The organism is Pseudarthrobacter equi (genome assembly GCF_900105535.1).
Taxonomy (GTDB): Bacteria; Actinomycetota; Actinomycetes; order Actinomycetales; family Micrococcaceae; genus Arthrobacter; species Arthrobacter equi.
Window position 1 is genome coordinate 1,731,427 of record NZ_LT629779.1, and the last position, 22,354, is coordinate 1,753,780.

The 22,354-nt window shown below is 68.0% G+C and carries 15 protein-coding genes; 6 read left to right on the plus strand and 9 right to left on the minus strand.

Annotated features, from left to right (window positions below):
* Positions 1 to 104: 104 nt before the first annotated feature.
* From BLT71_RS07895 to sufU, 4 genes are all read left to right on the plus strand, one after another.
* Positions 105 to 2,843: a helix-turn-helix transcriptional regulator gene (locus BLT71_RS07895; protein WP_091719054.1), complete on the plus strand. Its 2,739-nt coding sequence runs from the start codon at positions 105 to 107 to the stop codon at positions 2,841 to 2,843.
* Entirely contained in the window at positions 2,830 to 5,484 is a 2,655-nt protein-coding gene (locus BLT71_RS07900) for a LuxR C-terminal-related transcriptional regulator (protein ID WP_407681246.1), read from the plus strand. The genes BLT71_RS07895 and BLT71_RS07900 overlap by 14 nt, the downstream gene beginning before the upstream one ends.
* A 502-nt stretch (positions 5,485 to 5,986) precedes the next feature.
* On the plus strand, positions 5,987 to 7,312 hold the full coding sequence (locus BLT71_RS07905; RefSeq protein ID WP_091719056.1) for an aminotransferase class V-fold PLP-dependent enzyme: 1,326 nt from the start codon (positions 5,987 to 5,989) through the stop codon (positions 7,310 to 7,312).
* Between the two features lie 22 nt (positions 7,313 to 7,334).
* Positions 7,335 to 7,784, plus strand: a complete 450-nt coding sequence (gene sufU / locus BLT71_RS07910) for a Fe-S cluster assembly sulfur transfer protein SufU (RefSeq protein WP_091719058.1) — start codon at positions 7,335 to 7,337, stop codon at positions 7,782 to 7,784.
* 113 nt (positions 7,785 to 7,897) lie between these two features.
* Here sufU and BLT71_RS07915 read toward each other — a convergent pair whose 3' ends face one another.
* Genes BLT71_RS07915 through BLT71_RS07925 form a run of 3 tightly spaced genes read right to left on the minus strand, consistent with a single transcriptional unit; the run spans position 7,898 to position 10,199 of the window.
* On the minus strand, positions 7,898 to 8,119 hold the full coding sequence (locus tag BLT71_RS07915; RefSeq protein ID WP_045730894.1) for an SCO4848 family membrane protein: 222 nt from the start codon (positions 8,117 to 8,119) through the stop codon (positions 7,898 to 7,900).
* Between the two features lie 3 nt (positions 8,120 to 8,122).
* A complete protein-coding gene (locus BLT71_RS07920; protein ID WP_091719060.1) occupies positions 8,123 to 8,620 on the minus strand; it encodes a DUF2505 domain-containing protein in 498 nt (165 codons plus the stop codon).
* A gap of 43 nt (positions 8,621 to 8,663) precedes the next feature.
* Positions 8,664 to 10,199, minus strand: a complete 1,536-nt coding sequence (locus BLT71_RS07925; protein ID WP_091719061.1) for an SDR family oxidoreductase — start codon at positions 10,197 to 10,199, stop codon at positions 8,664 to 8,666.
* 264 nt (positions 10,200 to 10,463) lie between these two features.
* Here BLT71_RS07925 and mfd point away from each other — a divergent pair, with 264 nt between their 5' ends.
* The gene (mfd, locus tag BLT71_RS07930) at positions 10,464 to 14,138 is read left to right on the plus strand and encodes a transcription-repair coupling factor (RefSeq protein ID WP_091719062.1); all 3,675 of its coding nucleotides are present in this window, start codon (positions 10,464 to 10,466) and stop codon (positions 14,136 to 14,138) included.
* Positions 14,139 to 14,144: 6 nt separating this feature from the next.
* Positions 14,145 to 14,960, plus strand: a complete 816-nt coding sequence (locus BLT71_RS07935) for a metal-dependent hydrolase (protein ID WP_091719064.1) — start codon at positions 14,145 to 14,147, stop codon at positions 14,958 to 14,960.
* Positions 14,961 to 15,032: 72 nt separating this feature from the next.
* Here the strand turns inward: BLT71_RS07935 and BLT71_RS07940 are convergent, their stop codons facing one another.
* The 6 genes from BLT71_RS07940 to nirB form a co-directional block, all read right to left on the minus strand.
* Positions 15,033 to 15,293, minus strand: coding sequence for a hypothetical protein (locus BLT71_RS07940; RefSeq protein WP_056081798.1), 261 nt, complete (start codon positions 15,291 to 15,293; stop codon positions 15,033 to 15,035).
* Positions 15,294 to 15,343: 50 nt separating this feature from the next.
* Complete coding sequence (deoC, locus tag BLT71_RS07945; protein WP_091719066.1) at positions 15,344 to 16,060, minus strand: deoxyribose-phosphate aldolase; 717 nt, start codon at positions 16,058 to 16,060, stop codon at positions 15,344 to 15,346.
* A 114-nt stretch (positions 16,061 to 16,174) separates the two neighbouring features.
* Positions 16,175 to 17,089 carry an FAD-dependent oxidoreductase gene (locus tag BLT71_RS07950; RefSeq protein WP_091723896.1) on the minus strand — a complete coding sequence of 305 codons (915 nt, stop codon included), beginning with the start codon at positions 17,087 to 17,089 and terminating at the stop codon, positions 16,175 to 16,177.
* Positions 17,090 to 17,334: 245 nt separating this feature from the next.
* Entirely contained in the window at positions 17,335 to 18,498 is a 1,164-nt protein-coding gene (locus tag BLT71_RS07955) for a uroporphyrinogen-III synthase (protein WP_091719068.1), read from the minus strand.
* A gap of 14 nt (positions 18,499 to 18,512) precedes the next feature.
* Positions 18,513 to 19,538 carry a uroporphyrinogen-III C-methyltransferase gene (gene cobA / locus BLT71_RS07960; RefSeq protein WP_091719069.1) on the minus strand — a complete coding sequence of 342 codons (1,026 nt, stop codon included), beginning with the start codon at positions 19,536 to 19,538 and terminating at the stop codon, positions 18,513 to 18,515.
* Between the two features lie 2 nt (positions 19,539 to 19,540).
* Positions 19,541 to 22,198: a nitrite reductase large subunit NirB gene (nirB, locus tag BLT71_RS07965; RefSeq protein WP_091719071.1), complete on the minus strand. Its 2,658-nt coding sequence runs from the start codon at positions 22,196 to 22,198 to the stop codon at positions 19,541 to 19,543.
* Positions 22,199 to 22,354: the final 156 nt, after the last annotated feature.

Consider the following 22,354-nt stretch of genomic DNA (forward strand, 5'->3'; position numbering starts at 1 on the left):
GTGGCTTTGACCTGTCTCGTTGTCCGCCGGGCAAGGTACTCTTCTTGCTATGCGGGGGAGCAAAGGGGCTACATTCCGCTATAGCTGGATGTAGGGGAACGTTCATGTCAATCGAGCCACTCAGCTGGGGGCGCGGGCCAGCACCCCTGGACGTCGGGTTGCGTACTCCGGCCCAGGGCAGTCCGGGGCCGCAATGGTCCGTGCCCGCCCGCAGCGCCAACCTCGAAACCGTCCGCACCGCACTGACCGCAGAGAACTCGCTGGGCGTCGTCATCACCGGCGGCCGCGGCGTCGGCAAATCATCCCTCGCCCGTGCCGCCGTCACGGACCTTGGCCCGGACGTCTGGTCGCTTCAGCTCCGCAGCGGACCCGCCGGCTCCACCACACCCTACGGATGCCTGTCCTTCCTCCTGGCACGCCTCCCGCAGGCCTATATGGGCTCGCCCACCGCCATCCTGCGCGGCATCACATCCCTGATCCGCAGTGACGCCGCCGGCAGGCCCTGCGTCATCACGCTGGACACCTCCGGCACCATCGACGATCTCAGCGCCGGCGTGCTCCTCAACGTGCTGTTGACCGGGACCGCCAAGATCATTGCCGTGGCGCCCAAGATCAGTGACCTCCCCGCGGACTTCCATTGGCTCCTCACGGACCGGCGGCTCACCGAGGTCCGGCTCAGCAACCTCAATGAGCTCCAGACACGGCAGGTCCTCCTTTCACTGCTGGGCCACCGCGTGTCCGCCTCCCTGGTCACCACGTACCACCAGATGGTGGGAGGCAATCCGCTGCTGCTCAAGGCCCTGGTCACAGAGCAGCAGCTGTCCGGCAACCTGGTGCTGTCCGACTCCGTCTGGACCCTGCGCGACAAAGTAGTCCTCGACGGCGCCGCCAGCCTCGACGACATCGTCCGATCCCGCTGGTCCCGGGAAACCGCGGAAACCCGCGAAGTCATAGAAATGCTGTCCTGCGCCCGGAGCGTGGAGCTGTCCCGGCTGACCTCGATCTACGGCGCCGACGTCGTGGCGGATATGGAAGACGGCGGACTGCTCGAAATCGACAACTCAGACCACCGCTGGGTCTCATTGCGGGAGAAATACATCGGGGACGTCGTGCGGACCTGGCTGAGCATCGCCCGGCGCCGCGAACTGCGTGCCGTGCTTCTTGGCGGTGTGGAGCCGGACCCGGCGGGCATGACCGTTGAAGAGCTGATGGCCTTTGCCGCCTGGACCCACGAGTGCGAGGCGGAACTGAGCCCCGCGCTGGCCCTTTCGGCAGCCGAGGCCGCCGTCCAGCTGTTCGACCCCCGGTTCGCGCTCACCTACGGCGAACTGCTTCGCCGCGGAGACCGGGAATGGGTTCCTGCCCAGCGGCAGCGCGCTGCTGCCTACCTGCAGCTGGACATGCCGGACCAGGCGCTGGCCGCCCTTGAGGACATTTCGCAGCCGGAGCTGGACGCCCTCGACCTCGAGGAGTACGCACAGGTGGCCGCGGCCAGGGCCAAGGTGATGATGGGCCTGCCCGAGCACGCGGACAAGGTGCCGTCACTGCTCGACGACGCCCGGGAGCGCCTGCTTGCCGGTACGGGTGCCGAGCGGCCGTCCTGGCCCGAACCGGCAGCCGTCGCAGCCAACCGCGTGGCCCTGAGCGCGTTCGAGTACCGGGCCTTCATGGGCGACTACGCGGAACTGATTCCCGAACTTGTTGCCGCCGCCGATCCCGAACTGAACCCGGACACCGGCTACCGCATGCACGCCGCGATCCTGCTGATGACCGCGCTGGTGCTCACCGGCCGTGAGATGGACGCGCTCGGCCTGATGCGCCAACTCGGCGGCCAGATCAGCGACGCCTCCCACGTGGTGGGGCTGCGGGAGCAGTACACCAAAGAGTCCTACATGGTGCTGCTGCTGGCGGGGCAGTGGCGGCGGTGCCTGGACTTCCTGGGCCCCCAGACCACGGACGAACCGTACCGGCTGCCCTACGGGACAGCTTCAAGCGAGCTGGGCGCCGGGATAGCGTACGTCTTCGCAGGTCGCGGCGCCGCAGCCCTGGACCTCCTGATCTCCGCCGGAGCGCAGCTGGAACTCCACCCCGTCCAGACCGCCCTCCGGTACACGTATGCCGCCACCGCCCTGGCCTACGCGCAGACCGGAAACGCTCCCCAGGCCCGCAAGTACCTGGGCAAGCTGCAACGGATCCCTGCAGCCGCCGGCTTCGCTGACGAGAGCGTCATCCGCTTCTGCGCACTGACGGCCGGCCGCTGGCTGAACGACGCCGACTCCGTGGCGCGGCTCAAGGAATCTGCACGGCGGAACCTCGGCGCGGGCCTTTACACCCTTGCAGGCGTCGAACTGCTGGCGGCCACGGTCAACGGCAGCGATGCCGATTTCCGGTTGCTCGAAGACATTGCCGGCCGCCGCCAGGGTCCGCTGGCCGAGGTCTCCCGGCTTATTGCCCTGGGCAGCCGCACCAAGGATGCCAAGACCCTCCTGGCCGGCGGAGAGCTTGCCGCCACCCTGGAGCTGGACGCCGTCGAGGCCCGGTGCATGGCCCTCGCGGTGGACTTCGCGCGCCAGGACGGCGACTCGATCTCGGCCCGCACAGCCCAGGCCCGCCTGGACATCCTGGCCACCACGGTTGCGAACCTCCCCATTGTGCCCAGCAGCGGCAGCCCATTGCTGACCAGCCGCGAACGGCAAATAGCGCGGCTTGCGGGCCGGGGTGCATCCAACCGCGACATTGCCCTGGAAATGGGCGTGTCAGTCCGGACTGTTGAGGGCCATCTGTACCAGGTCTTCACCAAGCTCGGCGTAACCTCCAGGGGTGATCTGACTGGACTCGTCTAACGGCCACAAAGCAGCAGCAAGCAGGGTCCTCACCGGACGCCGCGAACCGCTGGACAGGATCTGCAACATCGTCCGGAACCGCACCAGCCAGGCGGTGTTTGTCATGGCCGGCCCCGGCATCGGAAAGTCGTCCCTGGCCGAAGCCATTTCCGAACGCCTCGCCGGCGAGCTGAACATCCTGCGGATCCATGGAAGCTCCGCCCTTGCGGCGGTTCCGTTCGGTGTCCTGACGCCCTATACCGGTGACCTGACAGCCGAGGAATCCGTCTCCCCGGTGGCGGTGCTGCGGTCCATGTGGAGCTATTTCGAAAAGCTGCGGGCCGGGAACAGCGCGCCCGTGCTGATGGTGCTGGACGACGCCCACTACCTTGACGATGCCTCCGCCGGCGTGGTGGCCGACCTCATTTCGGCCGGCTGGGCCACAGTGGTGGCGGCGGCAAGGCCGCGTCCGGGCTTGCCCCAGCCATTGGACCAGCTCTGGTATGACGGGCTCGCCGAACGGGTGGACCTGCGCCCGCTGAACAGGGAACAGATCGAAGAAGTCCTGGCCCACCTGCTGGACGGAACTGTTCCCGCCGCCACCATTGAAGCTGTCTGGGCAGCGTCAGGCGGGAACCCCCGCCTCCTCGATGCGCTGCTGCACGATGCCGCCGAAGCGGGAATCCTCTCGAAGCGCAACGGGATCTGGATCCTGCTGGGTGCCCTTCCCGCCGACGGACCTCGGCTCACAGCCGTGGTGGCCAAGGACCACCTGCGGCGCAACCCCGAGGAACAGGAAGCACTCAAGCTCATCGCACTGGCGGGTCCTGTGGGCCGCAAGGTCATCGAAGAAATCTGCGGGGCGCCGGTGGTCCGCTCACTGCTGGACCAGCAGATGGCCGTCGAAACGTCAGGCGTGCCTGCCGAGCTGTCCCTCTGGAACGGCCTCTTTTCCGACGCCATCAGGAACACCATCTCGGTCTCCCGCAGCCTCCAATTGCAGGAGAAAATCCAGTCCCGGCAGGACGGCACGGTCCTTCGCGGAGAGGGGCGGCTGCGGTCCGTGGAGTGGGCCATCGAAGTTGGAGTCAAAGTGTCCGAGGAGGACATGCTGGAGTCCGCCCGCGAAGCACTCCTGCTTTTCCGGAATGACAGCGCCCGTTCCATCGCGGCCCGGATCCAGGACCCGGGCGCACTGCCGCTCGCCCAGGCCATCCAGGCCCGGGCGCTCTACAACGACGGCGCCTACGCTGACGCCGCAGCCCTCCTCGACGAGTGCTGGGCACCGCTTGCCGATGATCCGCAGGGGCCGGCCGTCCTCCTGCTGCGGGTATCGGCCCACCAGGCAGCCGGGCAGTCCCTGGCGGTCCTGGCCGACGACGTGCTCAGCCAGGCTGCCCAGGCCGGGGAAGCAGGTCCCGCCTGGCCGGTGCAGCTCCTGCGCCTGCTCCAGTCGGGGGCCGAAGCGGACTGCCAGGCACTGGCGGACGAGGTGGAGGGCATCAGGGTCCAGGGCCTCTCCGAGACCAAGGCGGAACCGATGGCCGCGCTGGGGGAAGCGTTGCTGGCGCACGCACTCGCGGCGGCGGGCCGCCCCGGCGACGGCCTTGACGCCGCACTCCGGGCCGCGTCCGAGCTGTCCCCGCTCGAGGACAGCCTGTACTTCTTTCCGGAAGTGGTCCTCGGCAGGCTGGTGAGCTGTTACCTCGCCATGGGCGAATGGGAGTCCGCGGAGCGGGAACTCAACAGCTACGCCGCCGCCCATGCTGCAGGAGTGGCCACGTTCAACGGCAGCCTGCAGGTGCTGCGCGGGTACTCACTGCTGCGCCAGGGCCGGATGGAACGGGCCTACCAGGTGCTGCTCCCGGCCGTGGAGGCGCTTCGCCTTAACGACCCCCTGCAGCTGTTCGGCTTTGGGTCCGCCCTGGGGTACTACGTGGCTGCGCGGCTGGGGGACGCCGCGCAGGCCAAGCGGCTGGAACAGGACTATGCAGACGCCATGGCCGGCGGTCCCGCTGACCTCCTGGCCCGCGGCTATGCGATGGCCGCGGGAGAGTACCTTGCACACGACGGCAAAGGCCTGGCGTCGCTCCACACGCTGATGACCACCACCGAAGCTTCCGGCCGGGCCGGGCAGTTGCTCGAACTCCTCGCCATCTGCTGGGACCTGGGAGATCCCTCCGTCATTCCCATGGTGCAGGAAGCAGCGGGCGGCCTGCAGGGGCGCTGGGCCGAAGCGATGCTGACCCTTGCCACCGGGTGGGAAGCCGCCGATGGCGACGCCCTGATGGTGACAGCGGCTTCGCTGGAGGAATCCGGCTTCGTCAACCTTGCCCGTGAGGCCTACGCCCGTGCCAGTGCCGTTCTTGACCAGACGGGGGAGCGCCGCCGGTCCCGGCAGGCCGTGGCTCAGCGTGAAAAGTGCGACCACGAGCTGGGGGAGCGGTTCCGCGAGGGCCGTTTCATCGCGGCGGCTCCCACAGTGCACCTCACGCGACGGGAGCAGGACATCGTGGAACTCGCCGTCCAGGGCCTCACGGACCGCGAGATCGCCCAGCGCCTCATGGTCTCCGTCCGCACTGTCGAAGGCCATCTGTACCGCACCTACGTCAAGCTGGGCGTGCGGAGCCGCGACGAACTGGAAACCGCCCTTCCCCGGTAGCTGCCGCCGTCGCGCCGTACCTCTTACCTGCGGGCCCTGCACCCTGTCTTTCGCCGGGGTGTGGGGCGACTCCGCGCGCCCTCCTGCTGACACCGGAGCCACCCGTGGCCCTGCCTTAACGCCGTGCATCGGCGGCCCGGCGGGTATCGACACTCAGTGTCCCCGTAGTGGCACCTGCCGGAATTCGAGTACACCCTACTCGTGTGCACGCCGGCCCCACGGGATTTACTTAAGGAGGCAAAGCACACGGCAGTAAAGAGCCGCACGGGTTGCCGAAACACATCAAGGCCTCATTGAACTTCCGGCCCACGCGGCCGGACCGAGACGGGGCCGGCGACGTCAGAGTCTTCTGAGACCGAGACTCTCCCCCCAGCCGTCGCCGGCCCTCCGCTCCGCGGGCTGAAGCCCGGAGCGGCTGTGGCGGCTGACCCCTCCGGGCGGCCGCCACAGCCGTGCTGTGGGACAATTGAGTGTCAACCGCTGGCATCTCAAGGAGCACGTCTTGGCCGTAGTATCAACGCCCGCCACCCTGGAGCGGTCCGTTCCGGTCATGGATAACGCCGAGGTCCTCCGCATCCGCAACGACTTCCCGGTCCTCAACCAGATGGTCAACGGCAAGCCCCTGGTCTATCTCGATTCCGGTGCGACATCCCAGAACCCGCTCAGCGTGATCGAAGCCGAGCAGGAGTTCTACGAGCAGCGCAACGCGGCAGTGCACCGCGGCGCCCACCACCTTGCGGTCGAAGCCACCGAGGCCTTCGAAGATGCGCGCCAGACCGTGGCGGACCTCGTCGGGGCAGACTATTCCGAAACTGTCTGGACCTCCAACGCCACAGAGGGCCTCAACCTCATTTCCTACGCGCTGTCCAACGCCGCGCTCTGGGCTGCCCAGGGCCGGGGGGACTCGGCACTGAAGGGCCTTGCCCTGAAACCGGGCGACGAAATAGTGGTCACCGAAATGGAGCACCACGCCAACCTCATCCCGTGGCAGGAACTGGCGTTCCGCACCGGGGCGACGCTCCGCTACCTGCCCATCGACGATGCCGGCCGGCTCAGCCTGGAGCAGGCCGCAGGGATCATCGGGAGCCGTACCAGGGTGCTGGCCTTCACGCACGCCTCCAACGTCCTCGGAACCATCAATCCGGTCCGTGAACTGGTGGCCCTGGCCCGCGCTTCCAATGCCCTGGTAGTCCTGGACGCCTGCCAGTCCGCGCCGCACATGCCCCTGGACGTCAAAGAGCTTGACGTGGACTTCGCTGTTTTCTCCGGCCATAAGATGCTCGCACCCACGGGCATCGGCGTGCTGTACGGCAGGCAGGAACTCCTGGACATCCTTCCACCGTTCCTCACCGGCGGCTCCATGATCACCACGGTCACCATGGAACGGGCAGAATACCTCCCGGCTCCGCAGCGCTTCGAGGCCGGAACGCAGCGCATTTCACAGGCGGTGGCCCTGGCCGCCGCCGCCAACTACCTCACGGAGACCGGCCTGGACCGGATCCACCGGTGGGAAATGGACCTTGGCCAGCGAATGGTGGCAGGCCTTGAGGCGCTTCCCGGGATCCGGGTCCTGGGTCCGGCAGCCGGCGAGGAACGCATCGGGCTGGCCGCGTTCGACGTCGAAGGCGTCCACGCCCACGACGTCGGACAGTTCCTGGACTCGATGGGCATCGCCGTCCGGGTAGGCCACCACTGCGCCCAGCCGCTGCACCGGCGGCTGGGGCTGACCGCCACCACCCGCGCCAGCGCCTACCTGTACAACACCACCGACGACGTAGACCAGTTCCTGGACGCCGTGGCGGGCGTGCGGGCCTACTTCCGCGCTTAGCCGCCAGAACCGAAGGTATGCAATGAGCCTTGACCAGTTGTACCAGCAGATTATCCTTGACCACTCCAAGGCCCGGCACGGCAGCGGCCTGGCCGAAACCCCAGCGCCAGGCGGTGCTTCCACCGGGCAGTCCCACCAGCTGAACCCGGTCTGCGGCGACGAGGTGACCCTGCGGCTCGCCGTGGCCGACGGAAAAGTGGCCCAGGTTTCCTGGGACGGCGCCGGCTGCTCCATCTCCATGGCCTCGGCCTCGGTCTTCAGCGACCTCGCCGAAGGCATGACGGTGGCGGAGGTGCACGAGGTGATCGACAGTTTCCGCGAGGTACTCAGGTCGCGGGGCAAGATCCCGGCCGATCCTGAACTGCTGGGGGATGCCGCCGCATTTGAGGGCGTCGCGAGGTACGCGGCCCGCGTGAAATGCGCCATGATTTCCTGGGTGGCCGCGGAGGATGCCCTGAACCAGGCGTCCTGACCCGGCCGGCCGCAACGCGTGCTGCAGCCTGCAGGCACGCACTGCCCGCAAACACCAAGAGGTCCGCTTCCCGGTGGGAAGTGGACCTCTTGGGTTAAAACGAGGGCGGGTTATTAACCCAGCAGCCCCAGGACACCGATGACGGCTGTCGCCGCTCCCAGCACCATCGAGATGCTGACCAGCACCACGTGCACCGTCAGGAATTTGGTGGCTTTGCCGGCGGCATCGCGTGCCCGTGGGTCCTTCATGACCCGGCGCAGGAACTGCGGCCAGACGGCCAGCGACCAAACACCGGCGATAATCAGGACCAGCGCGGCGAAGACAGGGAGCTGCATGAACTAGTGGCTTTCGAGCCAGGCCTGCGCCTGGGTGGCCTGCAGGTTCAGTGCCTTTGCCACCATGGGCTCGGCGGCGTCGGCGATCTTGCCGCCCAGGAACGGCACGGAGGACTTGACCTCGCCCTCCAGTTCCACCCGCGTTCCGCTGGCTTCGGCCACCAGGCGCTGGACAGCGGTCACGTCAACGGGGGCACCGGCAACCTTGAGGGAGATGTTGCTCTTGCGGGAGCCATCGGCGGCCGGGGCATCCCAGGTCTCCACCTGGGTCACCTTCAGGTGCTCGCCGACGAACTTCCGGGCGATCTCGGGAAGGCGGGTGGTGGGCAGCGTCCGCACCAGCGTGGCGCTGAAGGCGCCGGCAATGTCACCGTCAACGGTGAACGATTCCAGGTTTCCGCCTACCAGCTGGCTGACGTGGCGCTGGAAATCCTCGTTCACCAGGACAGCGGCAACGCTGTCAACGGGGTGCGGAACGGTGGTGGTGGCGCTCAGGGCCATGGGTCCTCCTGGGACGTCGCGATCGGATGAGGCTCCAAACATCCTACGGGGTTGCGGCCGGCCGTTCCGCATTGACCAGCTCCTGGGCAGCGGCCGTAATGTTCCGTGCCATCGCCGGGAAGATGAAGCTGTGGAAGGGGAGCACGGCCAGCCAGTACAGCCTGCCGCTGAGGCCTTTCGGGAAGAAAATGGCCCGCTGCCGGTAACGGCTTCCGTCACCATCGGGTTCCACGGCGAGCTCCAGCCAGGCCCGTCCCGGCGCCCGCATCTCGGCACGCAGGCGCAGCAGCTTGCCCCTGTCGATGCTTTCCACCCGCCACCAGTCCACTACCTCGCCCGCGTGCAGGGTGTGCGGGTGGCGGCGGCCGCGCAGCAGCCCGGCTCCGCCCGTCAGCTTGTCCAGCCAGCCGCGGACCTGCCAGGCCAGCGGCAGCGAGTACCACCCGTTCCTGCCGCCGATGCCCTCGATGACCGTCCACACGTGGGCAGGGTCCACGTCACCGTGGAAGGTCCGCTCGTCAATGTACACCTTGTGCCCCGCCCATTCCGGGTCGCTGGGCAGGGGATCGGAATCCGCGCCGGCATTCGCCCACGTGGTCTCCACCTGTCCGTCCCGCTCCTTGCCCAGGGCCAGGGCCACCGCAGTTCGGTAGGGGGTGAGGCCGCCGTCGGGCTGCGGAATGTACCCGTCGACGTCGTGCTCGTTGGACACCGCGTCATGCTGGAGCGACTGGACCAGCGGGACCGCCATGGACCACGGGATGGGCGTGGTGAGCGCCACCCATATGCCTGCCAGCTTCGGTGCGGGAATGGGCAGCGCCAACACCACCCGGTAGGGCAGTCCCGCCTCCGAGGCGTATTCCTGCATCATCCTGGCGTAGGTCAGCACCTGGCGGCAGCCGATATCGAAAGTCCGGTTGATGGTGCCCTCCAGGGACGCGGCAGCAACCAGGTAGTAGAGGACGTCGCGCACGGCAATGGCTTCGATCCTGTTCCGGACCCAGCTGGGTGCGGGCATGAGCGGAAGGGTTTCGGAGAGGTGCCGGATCATTTCGAAGGAGGCAGAGCCGGAACCGATCACGACGCCGGCCTGGAACACGATGGCGTCCACCGCGCTGTCCAGGAATACCTGGCCCACCGCTTCCCGGGACCGCATGTGGGTGGAGAGTTCCACGCCCTTCGGGTGCAGCCCGCCCAGGTAGACGATCCTGCTTACCCCGGCGGCCACTGCGGCTTCGGCGGCGGTCCGGGCCATGGCCTGTTCCTTGGACTCAAAGCCCGCCCCGGCCGCCATCGAATGGACCAGGTAATAGAAGACGTCGACGCCGGCCAGCGCCTGGCGCAGCGCGTCGCCGTCGTCCAGGCTGCTTTGCACCACCTCCACCTGGTTCCGCCAGGGCACGCCCGCGATCTTGTCCGGGGAGCGCACCAGCACCTTGACGGTGTGGCCGGCCTCGAGGAGCTTGGGCACCAGGCGGCCCCCGATGTAGCCGGTGGCCCCGGTGACCAGGACCGTCCGGGGCGAAGCTGGGCCCCCGTGCGCCGGTACGGGCGAATCTGTGGTGCTGTCTCCGGTCATGCTGGCTCCTGTTTGTCCTCAGCTGTGTTCTGCGTTAGCAGTTCGGAGCCGCCGCCGTTATGGACGGCCGCTCCCGGAAAAAGGTCCGGCCCTGCCAGCGTAGCCCGCCGGAGCCCGGGCGCCTGCGTCAGCGAAGCCGTGGAAAATCCGTCCAAACCGGAATGTCACCGGTGCGCGGTAGGCTGGGGTTACCCGGGATTCGCAGCGAATTTCGGGTTTTCGCGTTGCCTGCGATCTTCCGTGAATACCCCAGGAGCAGCTGTCATGAGCCTTCCCGTTACCGCCACGCACGGCCCCACGCTCGATGGGCTGCGCCGTGCATTGGCCCCGGACCAGTCTTTCGCCCGTGTCCGGGCTGAGGCCGGACGCGGGTTCGCCGTCAGGGGACAGGACTACCAAATCAGCGCGCCCGCAGGTTTGCGGCCCGTGCTGCTCGCGGAGATGGCGGATGGCCTGGCTGCCGCCGCGGCAGGGCAGGAAGGCGCCGCCGATCCCGGCGTGGTCCTCGCGGTGACAGCCACCGGCCGTGAGGCAGAGGACCTGGCGGCGGCGTTGCGCGCCTACCTCCCCGCGGACTCCGTGGCCGAGTTCCCCAGCTGGGAAACCCTCCCGCATGAGCGACTCTCGCCCCGGTCGGACACGGTGGGGCGCCGGCTCTCGGTCCTGCGCCGGCTGGCGCATCCGGAAAGTTCGACGGCGGAGCGGCTGCGCGTGGTGGTGGCTCCCGTCCGCGCCGTGGTCCAGCCCGTGGTGGCCGGGCTGGGAGACCTGGTCCCGGTCACGCTGAGGGTGGGCCAGGATGTTTCGTTCACCGACGTGGTGCGAAGCCTTGCCGACGCCGCGTACGCGCGCGTGGACATGGTGACCCACCGCGGTGAATTCGCGGTCCGCGGCGGCATCATCGATGTCTTTCCGCCCACAGAGGACCACCCCATCCGCGTGGAGTTCTTCGGTGACGAGGTGGACCAGATGCGCTGGTTTGCCGTGGCGGACCAGCGCTCGCTGTCCGCCCCCGGCATCCACCACCCCACGGAACTGCATGCCCCGCCCTGCAGGGAAATCCTCATCACCGCGTCCGTCATGTCACGGGCCGCGAAGCTGAAGGCTGAGCTGCCTGCCGCCGCGGACATGCTGGAAAAGATCGCCGGCGGTATCGCGGTCGAAGGCATGGAATCCTTGGCGCCGGTGCTGGTAGACGCCATGGTGCCCTTCGTGGACCAGCTGCCGGCGGAGTCCATCGCCGTCGTCATCGAACCCGAGAAGGTGCGAACCCGCGCCCACGACCTTTCGGCCACCAACGAGGAATTCCTTGAGGCAGCGTGGTCCACGGCGTCCGACGGCGGTGCCGCGCCATTGGACCTCAGCTCGCAGGCATCGGCCGCGCTGCATTCGGCGAGCTTCCGTTCGCTCGCGGAGACCCGCGGGGCAGCGCTGGGGCATGGCGTTTCCTGGTGGTCCATCACGTCACTGGCGCAGGATGCGGAACTCCTTCCCGAGATCGACGTCCTGAACCTGCACGCCCGCGAACCTCGCGGCTACCAGGGCGACGTGGCGGAGATGATGGCTTTTATCGGCTCGCATGTCCGCGACCAGTGGCGGATCGTGGTGGCCACCGAAGGCCCCGGCCCGGCCCAGCGCCTGGCGGAACTCTTCCACGAAAACGACATCCCCTGCGCCCGCGTGGACAGCCTTGACCACGAGCCCCAGGCGGGCATCATCGAGGTGACCACTGCCGCCGTCGGCCGCGGCTTCGTCCTTGACGGGCTGAAACTGGGCCTGCTCACCGAAGCCGACCTGTTGGGCCGCACCTCCGCCGGGTCCACCAAGGACATGCGGCGCATGCCCTCCAAGCGGCGCAACGCCGTCGACCCCCTGCAGCTCGTGGCGGGGGACCATGTGGTCCACGAACAGCACGGCATCGGCCGGTTCGTGGAACTGCTGCAACGCAAGGTGGCCGGCGGCAGCGACGGCGTCCGGGAATACCTGGTCCTGGAGTATGCGCCGTCCAAGCGCGGGGCCCCGGGTGACCGGCTGTTCGTCCCCACGGATCAGCTGGACCAGGTGACCCGCTACGTGGGCGGGGACACTCCGGTGCTGAGCAAGATGGGCGGTGCGGACTGGGCCAGCACCAAGTCCAAGGCACGCAAGGCCGTCAAGGAGATCGCCGGTGAGCTGATCCGGCTGTACTCGGCCCGGATGGCCTCGCGCGGCCACGCCTTCGGCCCTGACACCCCTTGGCAGCGCGAGCTCGAGGAAGCTTTCCCGTACGTGGAGACCCCGGACCAGCTGACCACCATCAACGAGGTCAAGGCGGACATGGAGCGGGAAATTCCCATGGACCGCCTGGTGTCCGGCGACGTTGGCTACGGCAAGACCGAGATCGCCGTCCGTGCTGCGTTCAAGGCGGTGCAGGACGGCAAGCAGGTGGCCGTCCTGGTGCCCACCACGCTGCTGGCCCAGCAGCACTACGAGACGTTCACGGAGCGTTTCTCCGGCTTCCCGCTGCGGGTCAAGCCGCTGTCCCGTTTCCAGTCCGCCAAGGAGTCCAAGGAGACCGCCGAGGGCGTGAAGAGCGGTGCGGTGGACGTGGTGATCGGCACGCACCGGCTGCTGTCCAAAGACTTCGAGTTCAAGGACCTCGGCCTGGTGATCGTGGATGAGGAACAGCGGTTCGGCGTGGAGCACAAGGAAGCGCTGAAGAAGATGCGCACCAACGTGGACGTCCTGGCCATGAGCGCCACCCCCATTCCCCGGACGCTGGAGATGTCCCTGACCGGCATCCGGGAGACGTCCACCCTGGCCACGCCGCCGGAGGAGCGGCACCCTGTGCTGACCTACGTTGGCCCGTACACGGACAAGCAGACCTCGGCCGCCATCCGCCGCGAGCTGATGCGCGAAGGCCAGGTGTTCCTGGTGCACAACCGGGTGTCCACCATTGAGCGGACCGCGGCCAAGATCCGTGAACTGGTGCCCGAGGCCCGGGTGGAGGTGGCGCACGGCAAGATGTCCGAGAGCCGCCTGGAACAGATCATCGTGGATTTCTGGGAACGCCGGTTCGACGTCCTGGTGTGCACCACCATCATCGAAACGGGCCTGGACATCTCCAACGCCAACACCCTGATCGTGGATGGCGCGGACAAGTACGGGCTGTCCCAGCTGCACCAGCTCCGCGGCCGTGTGGGCCGTGGCCGTGAACGCGCCTACGCGTACTTCCTGTACCCGTCGGAGAAGCCTCTGGGCGAGGTGGCGCTGGAACGGCTCAAGGCCGTGGCGGCGCACAACGAACTGGGCGCCGGCATGCAGCTGGCCATGAAGGACCTGGAGATCCGCGGCGCCGGAAACCTGCTGGGTGGCGAGCAGTCGGGCCACATCCAGGGGGTGGGCTTCGACCTGTACATCCGGCTGGTGGGCGAGGCCGTGGCGGACTTCCGCGGCGAGGCTGAGGAAAAGGCCGCCGAGATGAAGATCGAACTGCCGGTCAACGCGCACCTGCCGCACGATTACGTGCCCGGCGAGCGGCTCCGGCTGGAGGCGTACCGCAAGCTGGCCGCAGCCCTCACCAACGAGGCCATCGACGAGGTCAAGGCCGAGCTGGTGGACCGCTACGGCGAGCTGCCGCTGCCTGCGCAGAACCTGGTGGAGGTGGCGCGCTTCCGTGTGGGTGCCAGGGAAGCAGGACTGTCCGACGTCGCGCTGCAGGGCAACTTCATCAAGTTCGCGCCGGCATCGCTTCCCGAGTCCAAGGTGATGCGGCTGACCCGGATGTACCCGGGGTCCCAGTCCAAGCCGGCGTTGGACGCCATCCTCATCCCCAAGCCCAAGACGGCCCGGATCGGTGGCCGGGACCTCCAGGACGCCGAGATCCTGGAGTGGGCCAACGGAGTCATCCGCAACATCTTCTCCGACCAGCCGCTTTCCGTCACCCCTTCAGCGGGCTAGGCCGTGATGGGAGGTCACCACGCCGCGTCGGGAGCCGCGGCGTGGGTAGCTGTTGCGTCCACCGGCCCGTACACGCTGGGCTGGTACCCGCTGGACCCCACGGGGATCCTCATCGGCGGCATGGCCACGGCCGGCACCGCGCTGGTCTGCGACTGGGACCACCGGTCCAGCACCGTGGCCCACTCGCTGCCGCCGTTGTCCAATGCCATAGCAAGGGGCATCGAAACCGCCAGCGGCGGCCACCGCCAGGGCACCCACTCGGTCCTGGGCGCCGCCGGGTTCGTGCTCCTTGCCGGTGTGGCCGCGCAGGTGCAGATGGAAACCCCCTGGGGGCTGCTGTCCGTGGGCGCAGGGCTGCTGTGCATGTTCCTGATCAACATCGCGGCCAAGGCCCTGAAGCTGTTTCCGAAGAGCGGGTTCATCTCCAACTGGATTTTCGCCTTGGTGATGGCCGGGCTGGTCACGGTGTACGCGCCGCACCAGTGGACCTGGCTGCCCATGTCGATGCTCATCGGCGTGGTGGTCCACATCGTGGGAGACCTCATCACCACCGGGGGAGTGCCGCTGCTGTGGCCCCTGGTGATCCGGCCGCCGAAACTATTGCGGAAGGTGCCACTGCTGCGGAACGTCTGGCGGCCGAACGGGGCGCTGTCACTGCCCCTGCTGGGCCGGGCGGGGTCCAAGCGCGAGTGGCTGGTGCTGATCCCCGTCAGCGCCTACGCCATGGTGGGACTGACTGTGGCGGGCTGGGCCATTGCCCAGAACCAGTGGCCGCGGGTGGTGGCAGCTGCCGCCGCCTGGATCGCCCCTTGGTTCGCCTGAGGGCAGGCGCACAGGCGTGGAACAGCAAAAGACCCCCGGACGGCGTCCGGGGGTCTTTGTGCGTGGGCAGGCTTAGTGTTCGCCGGCGGAATCCGAGCGGCCGAGGATGGTCTGCGGAATCCAGAAGGCCAGGGCGAACAGGCCCAGGCAGACGGCCATCGGCCACGGGTTGCCAAGCGTCAGGAAGGACAGCGAGTACACGGCGCCGAGGAAGAGGGCCATCATGATCACGAACACGACGATGGTGCCGGCCAGCTTGTTTTCATTCTGGGGAGTGCGGACAGTGCCCGTGTTCGCTGTGCCCTCGTTGGACGCGTTGATCTTGCTGGACATTCGTTCCTCCTCGGCCCCTCGGGGCTTGATTGTGGCGCGTCCGGCGGCCGTCAGTACGCGGACGAACCCTGTTCACCCTTGACGATGGCAATTCCGGAGCTGGCGCCGATACGTGTTGCACCTGCTGCAATCATAGCCTGAGCGTCTGCCAGCGACCGCACGCCGCCCGAGGCCTTGACGCCCAGTTCAGGCCCCACGGTCCTGCGCATGAGTGCCACATCCCCGGCCGTGGCGCCCCCTCCGTTGAAACCGGTGGAGGTCTTGACGAAATCGGCTCCGGCCGCCACAGCTGCCTCGCAGGCGAGGACTTTCTGGTCGTCGGACAGGAGCGAGGTCTCGATGATCACCTTCAGGATGGCACCGCTGGCGTGCACTGCCTCGGCAACGGAGGCGATGTCCTCGGTCAGGGCGCCCTTGTCCTCGGCGCGGGCGGCCGCGATATTGATCACCATGTCCACTTCGTCGGCCCCGTCCAGCACCGCGCCGCGGGCTTCGAAGGTCTTCACGTCGGTGGGGGTTGCCCCCAGCGGGAAGCCCACCACGGAGCAGGTCAGGACGCCGGAGCCCTTCAGTGCCTTCTTGACGGTCTTGACCCAGACAGGGTTGACACAGACAGACTTGAAACCGTATTCAGCGGCTTCGGCACAGACCTGGAGGACGTCGGCCTCGGAGGCTTCGGGCTTCAGCAGCGTGTGGTCGATGTAGGAAGCAATATTCCCGGCCGCAGCGGCAGCGGGTTGAACGGAAGGGGTGGCTTCGTTGCTCATGATGGTCCTCTCGGGGCCTCGCCCGGGCGTCGTGGGCCCGGTGCGTCCTTGACTCGCGTTTCGGAAACCATCTTGTCACAGGTGCCCACGCTGCAACCCGCGCTGCGCCAGGCGTCAGGCGGCTGCCTGAAGGGACCGCGCCGGCGACGGCACCGCAGCTGCTGCTTCCCGTGATGCCTCGGGCGAGTGCGAGGCTGCCGAGGCCGCCGTGAGCAGTTGCGTGGCGCAGGCCCCCGCAGCGGAAGCCGCGGCCACCAGCAAGCCCAGCCGTACGCCGTCGAACGCTGCCGCGTCCCCGATTGCCCAGATACCGGGAACCGAAGTCCGGAAGTCCTGGCTGATGACGATGCCTCCGGTGGCGGCCGTCCGCAGGCCCGCGCTGGCGGCAAGGCCGTCGCAGGACACGCGGTCCTCGGCCAGGACCACCAGATCCCCGGACATGCTGCTGCCGTCCTCGAAGACCACGGCGGAAGCGGCCAGGCCAAAGGTTGAGGTTCCGGGCACGACGGCGGCCGGCCGGGCGGTGGTGCGGACCGGACGGACGCCCTTGGCGCGCAGCACGGCCTCAGCCTGGCCTGCGGCCGCCCCGGTGCCCACCAGGATCCCGAGCGGACGGCGCCCCAGTTCCCGGGTGACTTCCTGCACCCGGTCCGCAATGCGGGCGGCGTCGTCGATGGTGGAGTAGCTCAGGCACTGTGCGGCGCCCTCGACGGGCGCTGCCACGGGGGCCGAACCTGTGGCGATGACCAGTTGGTCGTAGGCGAACTCCATGCCGTCAGCCGTGGCCACGGTGCGGTTATCGGCGTCGATGTGGCTGGCCGGCTGGCCGAAGCGGACCGACACCTGCGGCAGCAGGGCAAGTTCCAGCAGATCCTCGGGGGCGTCGTCCCGGTTGCTCAGGACGGTGATACTGCCAGCGAACCGGCCCTGGTCCAGCTGCCGGACCAGGGCGCGGGCAGCCGGACCTGCTCCGGCGATGACGATGCGGGTGGCGGCGGAGGTGGACGTGGTGGGTGCCGGAGCGGACATGTGCTGGCCCTTTCGCTGGCGGCCGGGAAACGGCCGGAAGTTCATGATGGAACCCAGCGTAGGCGTGCGCCTTTTCCGGCTTGTTTCCCGCCAGTTGCCGTTCAGCACCCCGGTGTTCGCCAGTATTTACCGGCCGGTAACAGAACCGGTGACGTGCATCTCATTGCGCCCGACTTGGACACATTCGGGCTGGCCAGCGCCGTTACCCGCCGTTGCCCGGCGGCCTTCGCCGCCGGCCGAAACGGCTAGACGCGGATCCGGTATCCCCGCTTGACCACGGTTTCGATGAGCTTGCCGTCGGGCAGGGAAGACCGGAGCCGGCTGACGGTCATGTCCAGTGCGTGCACCGAACCGCGCAGTTCCAGCAGGTCGGACAACGCCTCCCGGGAAAGGACCGCCCCGCCGGCGCCGAGCAGGGCACGGAGCAGCAGCAGGGGAGCGGGAGCGAGCTCCACCGCCTGGCCGTCGATGCGCAGGCTGCGGCCGCGGAGCTCGATGTTGCCGGACCGGGTGTCCAGCCGGCGCACATGGTTCAGCGCCAGGTGCTCGACGACCAGCCGGATCAGCGCACCCATCCGGAAACGCTCCGGGATCAGCGGTTTCACCCCGGCGTCCAGCAGCGGCTGGGCGGTCACGGGGCCCACCACGGCGGTGGTCACGTTGGTCTTCAGGCTCTCGATCAGCTGCTTGTAGACGCCCATTTCGTGGGCGGTGCTCCACATGGCGTCGACGGCGGGTGCGCTGGTGAAGGTGAGGACATCGAGGTTTCCGCTGCAGGCGGCCTCGATGAGGCGGGGGAGCCGGTCGGCGCCGTCCGGCTTGACCCAGCGGTACGGCGTGACGGTCAGGACGGTGGCACCGGACATGCGCAGCCGTTCCAGCTGGCGGACGTCCGTGTAGCCGTGCAGCTGGACCGCGACGGTCTTGCCGCGCACTCCCTCCGCCAGCAGCATGTCCACCAGCGTTGCGGTGGTTTCGTCACTGCTGATTCCGACGTCGGCGAGGCCGGCCGCGCGGACGGCGCCACGGGCCTTGGGGCCACGGACGAACATCCGGCAGGCGCCCAGGGTTTCGAGCAGCTGGTCGCCGATGCCGAACGTGTCCGCCGCCTCGCACCAGCGGCGCATGCCGTAGGCGGTGGTGGCGATGCACAGGTCCGGTTTGGCCGCGATGATGGTGCGGGTGTCCTCGATGAGGCGGAGGTCCTCCTGCACCGGAGCGATCTTGAGGGCCGGGGCATGGATCACCTCGGCGCCGCGGCGCTCAAGGGCGTCGATCAGGTCCTGGGAGCGCCGGTGCGAGGTCACACCGATGCGGAAGCCCTCCAGCGGTGATTCGGCCGCCTGGGCCTCCGCGGTGTCGACCGCCCCGGTGGCCTCTGCCGTTTCGGCCGGTGCAAGTGCGTTCATGGGGGTCAATCCTTTCACGAACCGAGCAGCGAGGCCGCCAGCCGGTCCAGGTCGGCTGCGGTCTCAGCGTGCCCGCGGTTGGCTTCAGCCACCCGCACCACCTCGCCGATCACCAGGACGGCGGGGTTGCTGCAGCCTGCAGCAGCCGAGGCGATGGAGCCGAGGTCGGCGATGGTGGTGCGCTGGCCGGGACGGTAACCCCGTTCCACCACTGCCATGGGCATATCGGCGCGCATGCCCGCCCGGCGGAGTCCTGCAGCCAGATGGTGCAGGGTTCCGATGCCCATCAGCACCACGATGGTGCCGCCCAGGCCGGCAAGGTGATGATGCTCCTTCTCGGTAAGCGGGGCGTGCCCGGACACCACCGTGAACATGTGGCTCACGTTGCGGTGCGTCACGGGGATACCCGCCGCGGCAGGCACGGAGATGGCGCTGGTGACACCGGACACCACCTGGACCTTCAGCCCGGCAGCGACGCAGGCCGCGACTTCCTCGCCGCCGCGGCCGAACACATACGGATCACCGCCCTTGAGGCGGACCACGTTATTGCCGGCCAGGGCGCTGTCCACCATGAGCTTTTCGATATCGGACTGGCCTACCTTGTGGTGCCCGGGCTTCTTTCCCACATCCACCAGCTCGGCGCTTGTCAGGGCGGGCAGGTCCTGGCAAGGTGCCAGACGGTCGTAGAACACCACGTCCGCGTCGCGGAGCGCCTTGACGGCGGCAACGGTCAGGAGCTCGGTGGTGCCGGGTCCGCCGCCCACCAGGGTCACATGCCCGGCGGCGCCCGCTGCCGGTTCCGTGGCGACCGGGACGCCGGCAGCCCGGTATTGCTGGAGCAGCGGCTCCCAGCCCGGCTGCCCGTCGTCGACCGCGGCCACCAGGAACGGCTTCTCCGGGGGCGTGGCGGTGCCGTGCGGGCCGGCAAGGCGGCGGACGACGGCGCCCGCGGCTTCGTAGCGCCGTACGGCCTGCCGCGCGGCGGTGTCTGTTCCGGTCACCAGGACCTCGCGGCCCGTGAGGTCGATGCTGAGCTGCATGGTTATGCCTCGTTTCCGACGGGTGCAGGTGTGCCGGGACGGACCGCGATGGAGGCTCCGAGGAGGACCGGCTGCTGGGCAGCTGCCGCCTTCTCTTCGGCAGTGGCGGGGCGCATCTGGCCACGCTCATCCGGGACGAAGGTGATGGAGTCGTCCTTCTGGTCCGGTGCGTTCACGAAGGAACGGAACCGGCGTAGGCGCTCCGGGTCCTTCAGGGTGTCGGCCCACTCGTCGATGTAGGTGTCAACGTGCTTGGCCATGGCCGCCTCAAGGTCCTCGGCGATGCCCAGGGTGTCCTTGACCACCACGTCCTCGACGTGCTTGATGCCGCCGTCGAGTTCCTCCTGCCAGCGCGCGGTGCGCTGCAGGCGGTCGGCGGTGCGGATGTAGTACATGAAGTAGCGGTCGATGTACTTGATCAGGGTTTCGTCGTCGAGGTCCTTGGCCAGCAGCTGGGCGTGCGCCGGGGTGGCACCGCCGTTGCCGCCGACGTAGAGGTTCCAGCCGTCCGCCGTCGCGATGACGCCCACGTCCTTGCCGCGGGCCTCGGCGCATTCGCGGGCGCAGCCGGAGACGCCCATCTTGAGCTTGTGCGGGCTGCGGAGGCCGCGGTACCGCAGCTCCAGCTGGATGGCCATGGCCACGGAGTCCTGCACGCCGAAGCGGCACCAGGTGGAACCGACGCAGGACTTTACCGTACGCAGGCTCTTGCCGTACGCCTGCCCGGATTCGAAGCCGGCGTCCACCAGTTCCTTCCAGATTTCCGGCAGCTCCTCCAGCCGTGCACCGAACATGTCGATCCGCTGGCCGCCGGTGATCTTGGTGTACAGGTTGTACTTTTCCGCCACGGCGGCGATCACGCCCAGCTTCTTGGGGGTGATTTCACCACCGGCGATGCGGGGCACCACCGAATAGGTGCCGTCCTTCTGCATGTTGGCCAGGGCGCGGTCGTTGGTGTCCTGCAGGGTGCCGCGGCCGGCGTCGAGGACGTAGGCGCTGTTCTGGCTGGCGAGGATGTTGGCGATGGTGGGCTTGCAGATGTCGCAGCCTTCGCCGGTACCGTACTTGGCCATGATCTCTTCGAAGGAGGTCAGTTCCAGGACACGGATGGTCTCGAAGAGTTCTTGGCGCGACAGTTCGATGTGCTCGCAGAGGGCCTTGGAAACCTCGACGCCGGACTTGGTCAGCTCGGTTTCCAGCAGCTTCTTCAGCATCGGAACACAGGAACCGCACTGGGTGCCGGCCCGGGTGCAGCCCTTGAGCTCGCCGAGTTCCTGGACGGGTGCGTTGCCTTCGCAGGCGCCGCAGCCGTTGATGGTGTCCCGGATAGTCCCGGCCGTGACGTTGTTGCAGGAGCACAGGGTGGCGTCGTCCGGCAGTTCGGTTTCCGGGGCGTCGCCGCCGCCGGCTGCGCTGAGGAACGCGCCCGGCTCGGCGGGGAGTTCGCGGCCCAGGAGCGGGCGCAGGCTCATGTACGGTGAGGCGTCGCCGACGAAGATGCCGCCCAGCAGGGTCTTGGCGTCATCGGTGGTGACGATCTTCTGGTAGACGCCGCGGGCGGGATCGGCGTAGACGATCTCCAGGGCGTGCTCGGTCTTCGCGAAGGCGTCGCCGAAGCTGGCTACATCAACCCCGGAGAGCTTGAGCTTGGTGGCGGTGTCGAAACCGGGGAAGGTGGCGTCCCCGCCGTGCAGCCGGTCCGCCACGATCTCGGCCATGGTGTTGGCCGGGGCCACCAGGCCCAGGCACATGCCGCCGTAGTTGGCTACTTCGCCGATGGCCCAGATGCCCGGGATTTCGGTGGCGCAGTAGTCGTTGATGACCACGCCGCCGCGGGGGCCCAGGCTGAAGACCTGTTCTTCTCCCTCGGCGGCGCGGAATAGTTCGTCACGGGGACGGACGCCGATGGCGACGATCACGATGTCGGCGTCGACGATGCGGCCGTCGGCCATGAGGACGCCGGTGACCTGGCCGTCGTCGTCGGAAAGTACTTCGGAAGGGTAGACGCCTCCGTGGACCTCAAAGCCCTTGGCTTTGATGAGCCGGCCCATGGCCTGGCCCGCGCCTTCGTCGAGCTGGGTGGCCATCAGCCACTGCGATCCGTCGATGACGATGGGGGTTGCGCCCAGCTGCTCGGTCCCGGCGGCGGATTCCAGGCCCAGGAGGCCGCCGCCGATGGTGACGGCGTTGACTTTGCGGCCCAGCTTTACCGTGAGTTCCGCGATGGTTTTGTTGATGGCCCAGACATCTTCAAGAGTCCGGTAGACGTGGGTGAGCTCGTTGCCCGGAATGGGAAGCCGTGCGGCGTTCGAGCCGGTGGCAACCACCAGCTCGTCGTACTCGAAGACGCTGCCGGCTGCGGTTTCCACGGACTTGGCTTCTGCATTGATACGGACCACGCGCTCGCCGGTCCTCAGGTCGAGGGAGCCGTGGTCCCACATCGACGCGGTACCCAGCGTCAGGTCCACCCCGCCATCGGTGAGGGCCTTTGACAGGGCCACCCGGTCGTAAGGGAGGTGGGCCTCTTCGGTAAGGACAGTGACATGCCAGCCATCGAGGCCGCGGGCATGCATGGCGTCCGCAAAACGGTGGGCCGCGGGGCCGCCGCCGGCGACGACGATGCGACGCGGAGTCTCGGTGCTTGAAGTCTGTTCGGTCACTGTGGGCCTTTCGCATGGGCCGCAGACGGTGCTCCGCGGCTTTCTCTGTCGAGCAGTCCAACCAGACTAGGGAGGGGCAGTTTCGCTTCAGTTTCCCAATTGTTTCGTCAACTTAACTTCTGCATCACGAACGCATTTCCGGCCGGGATAGGTCTC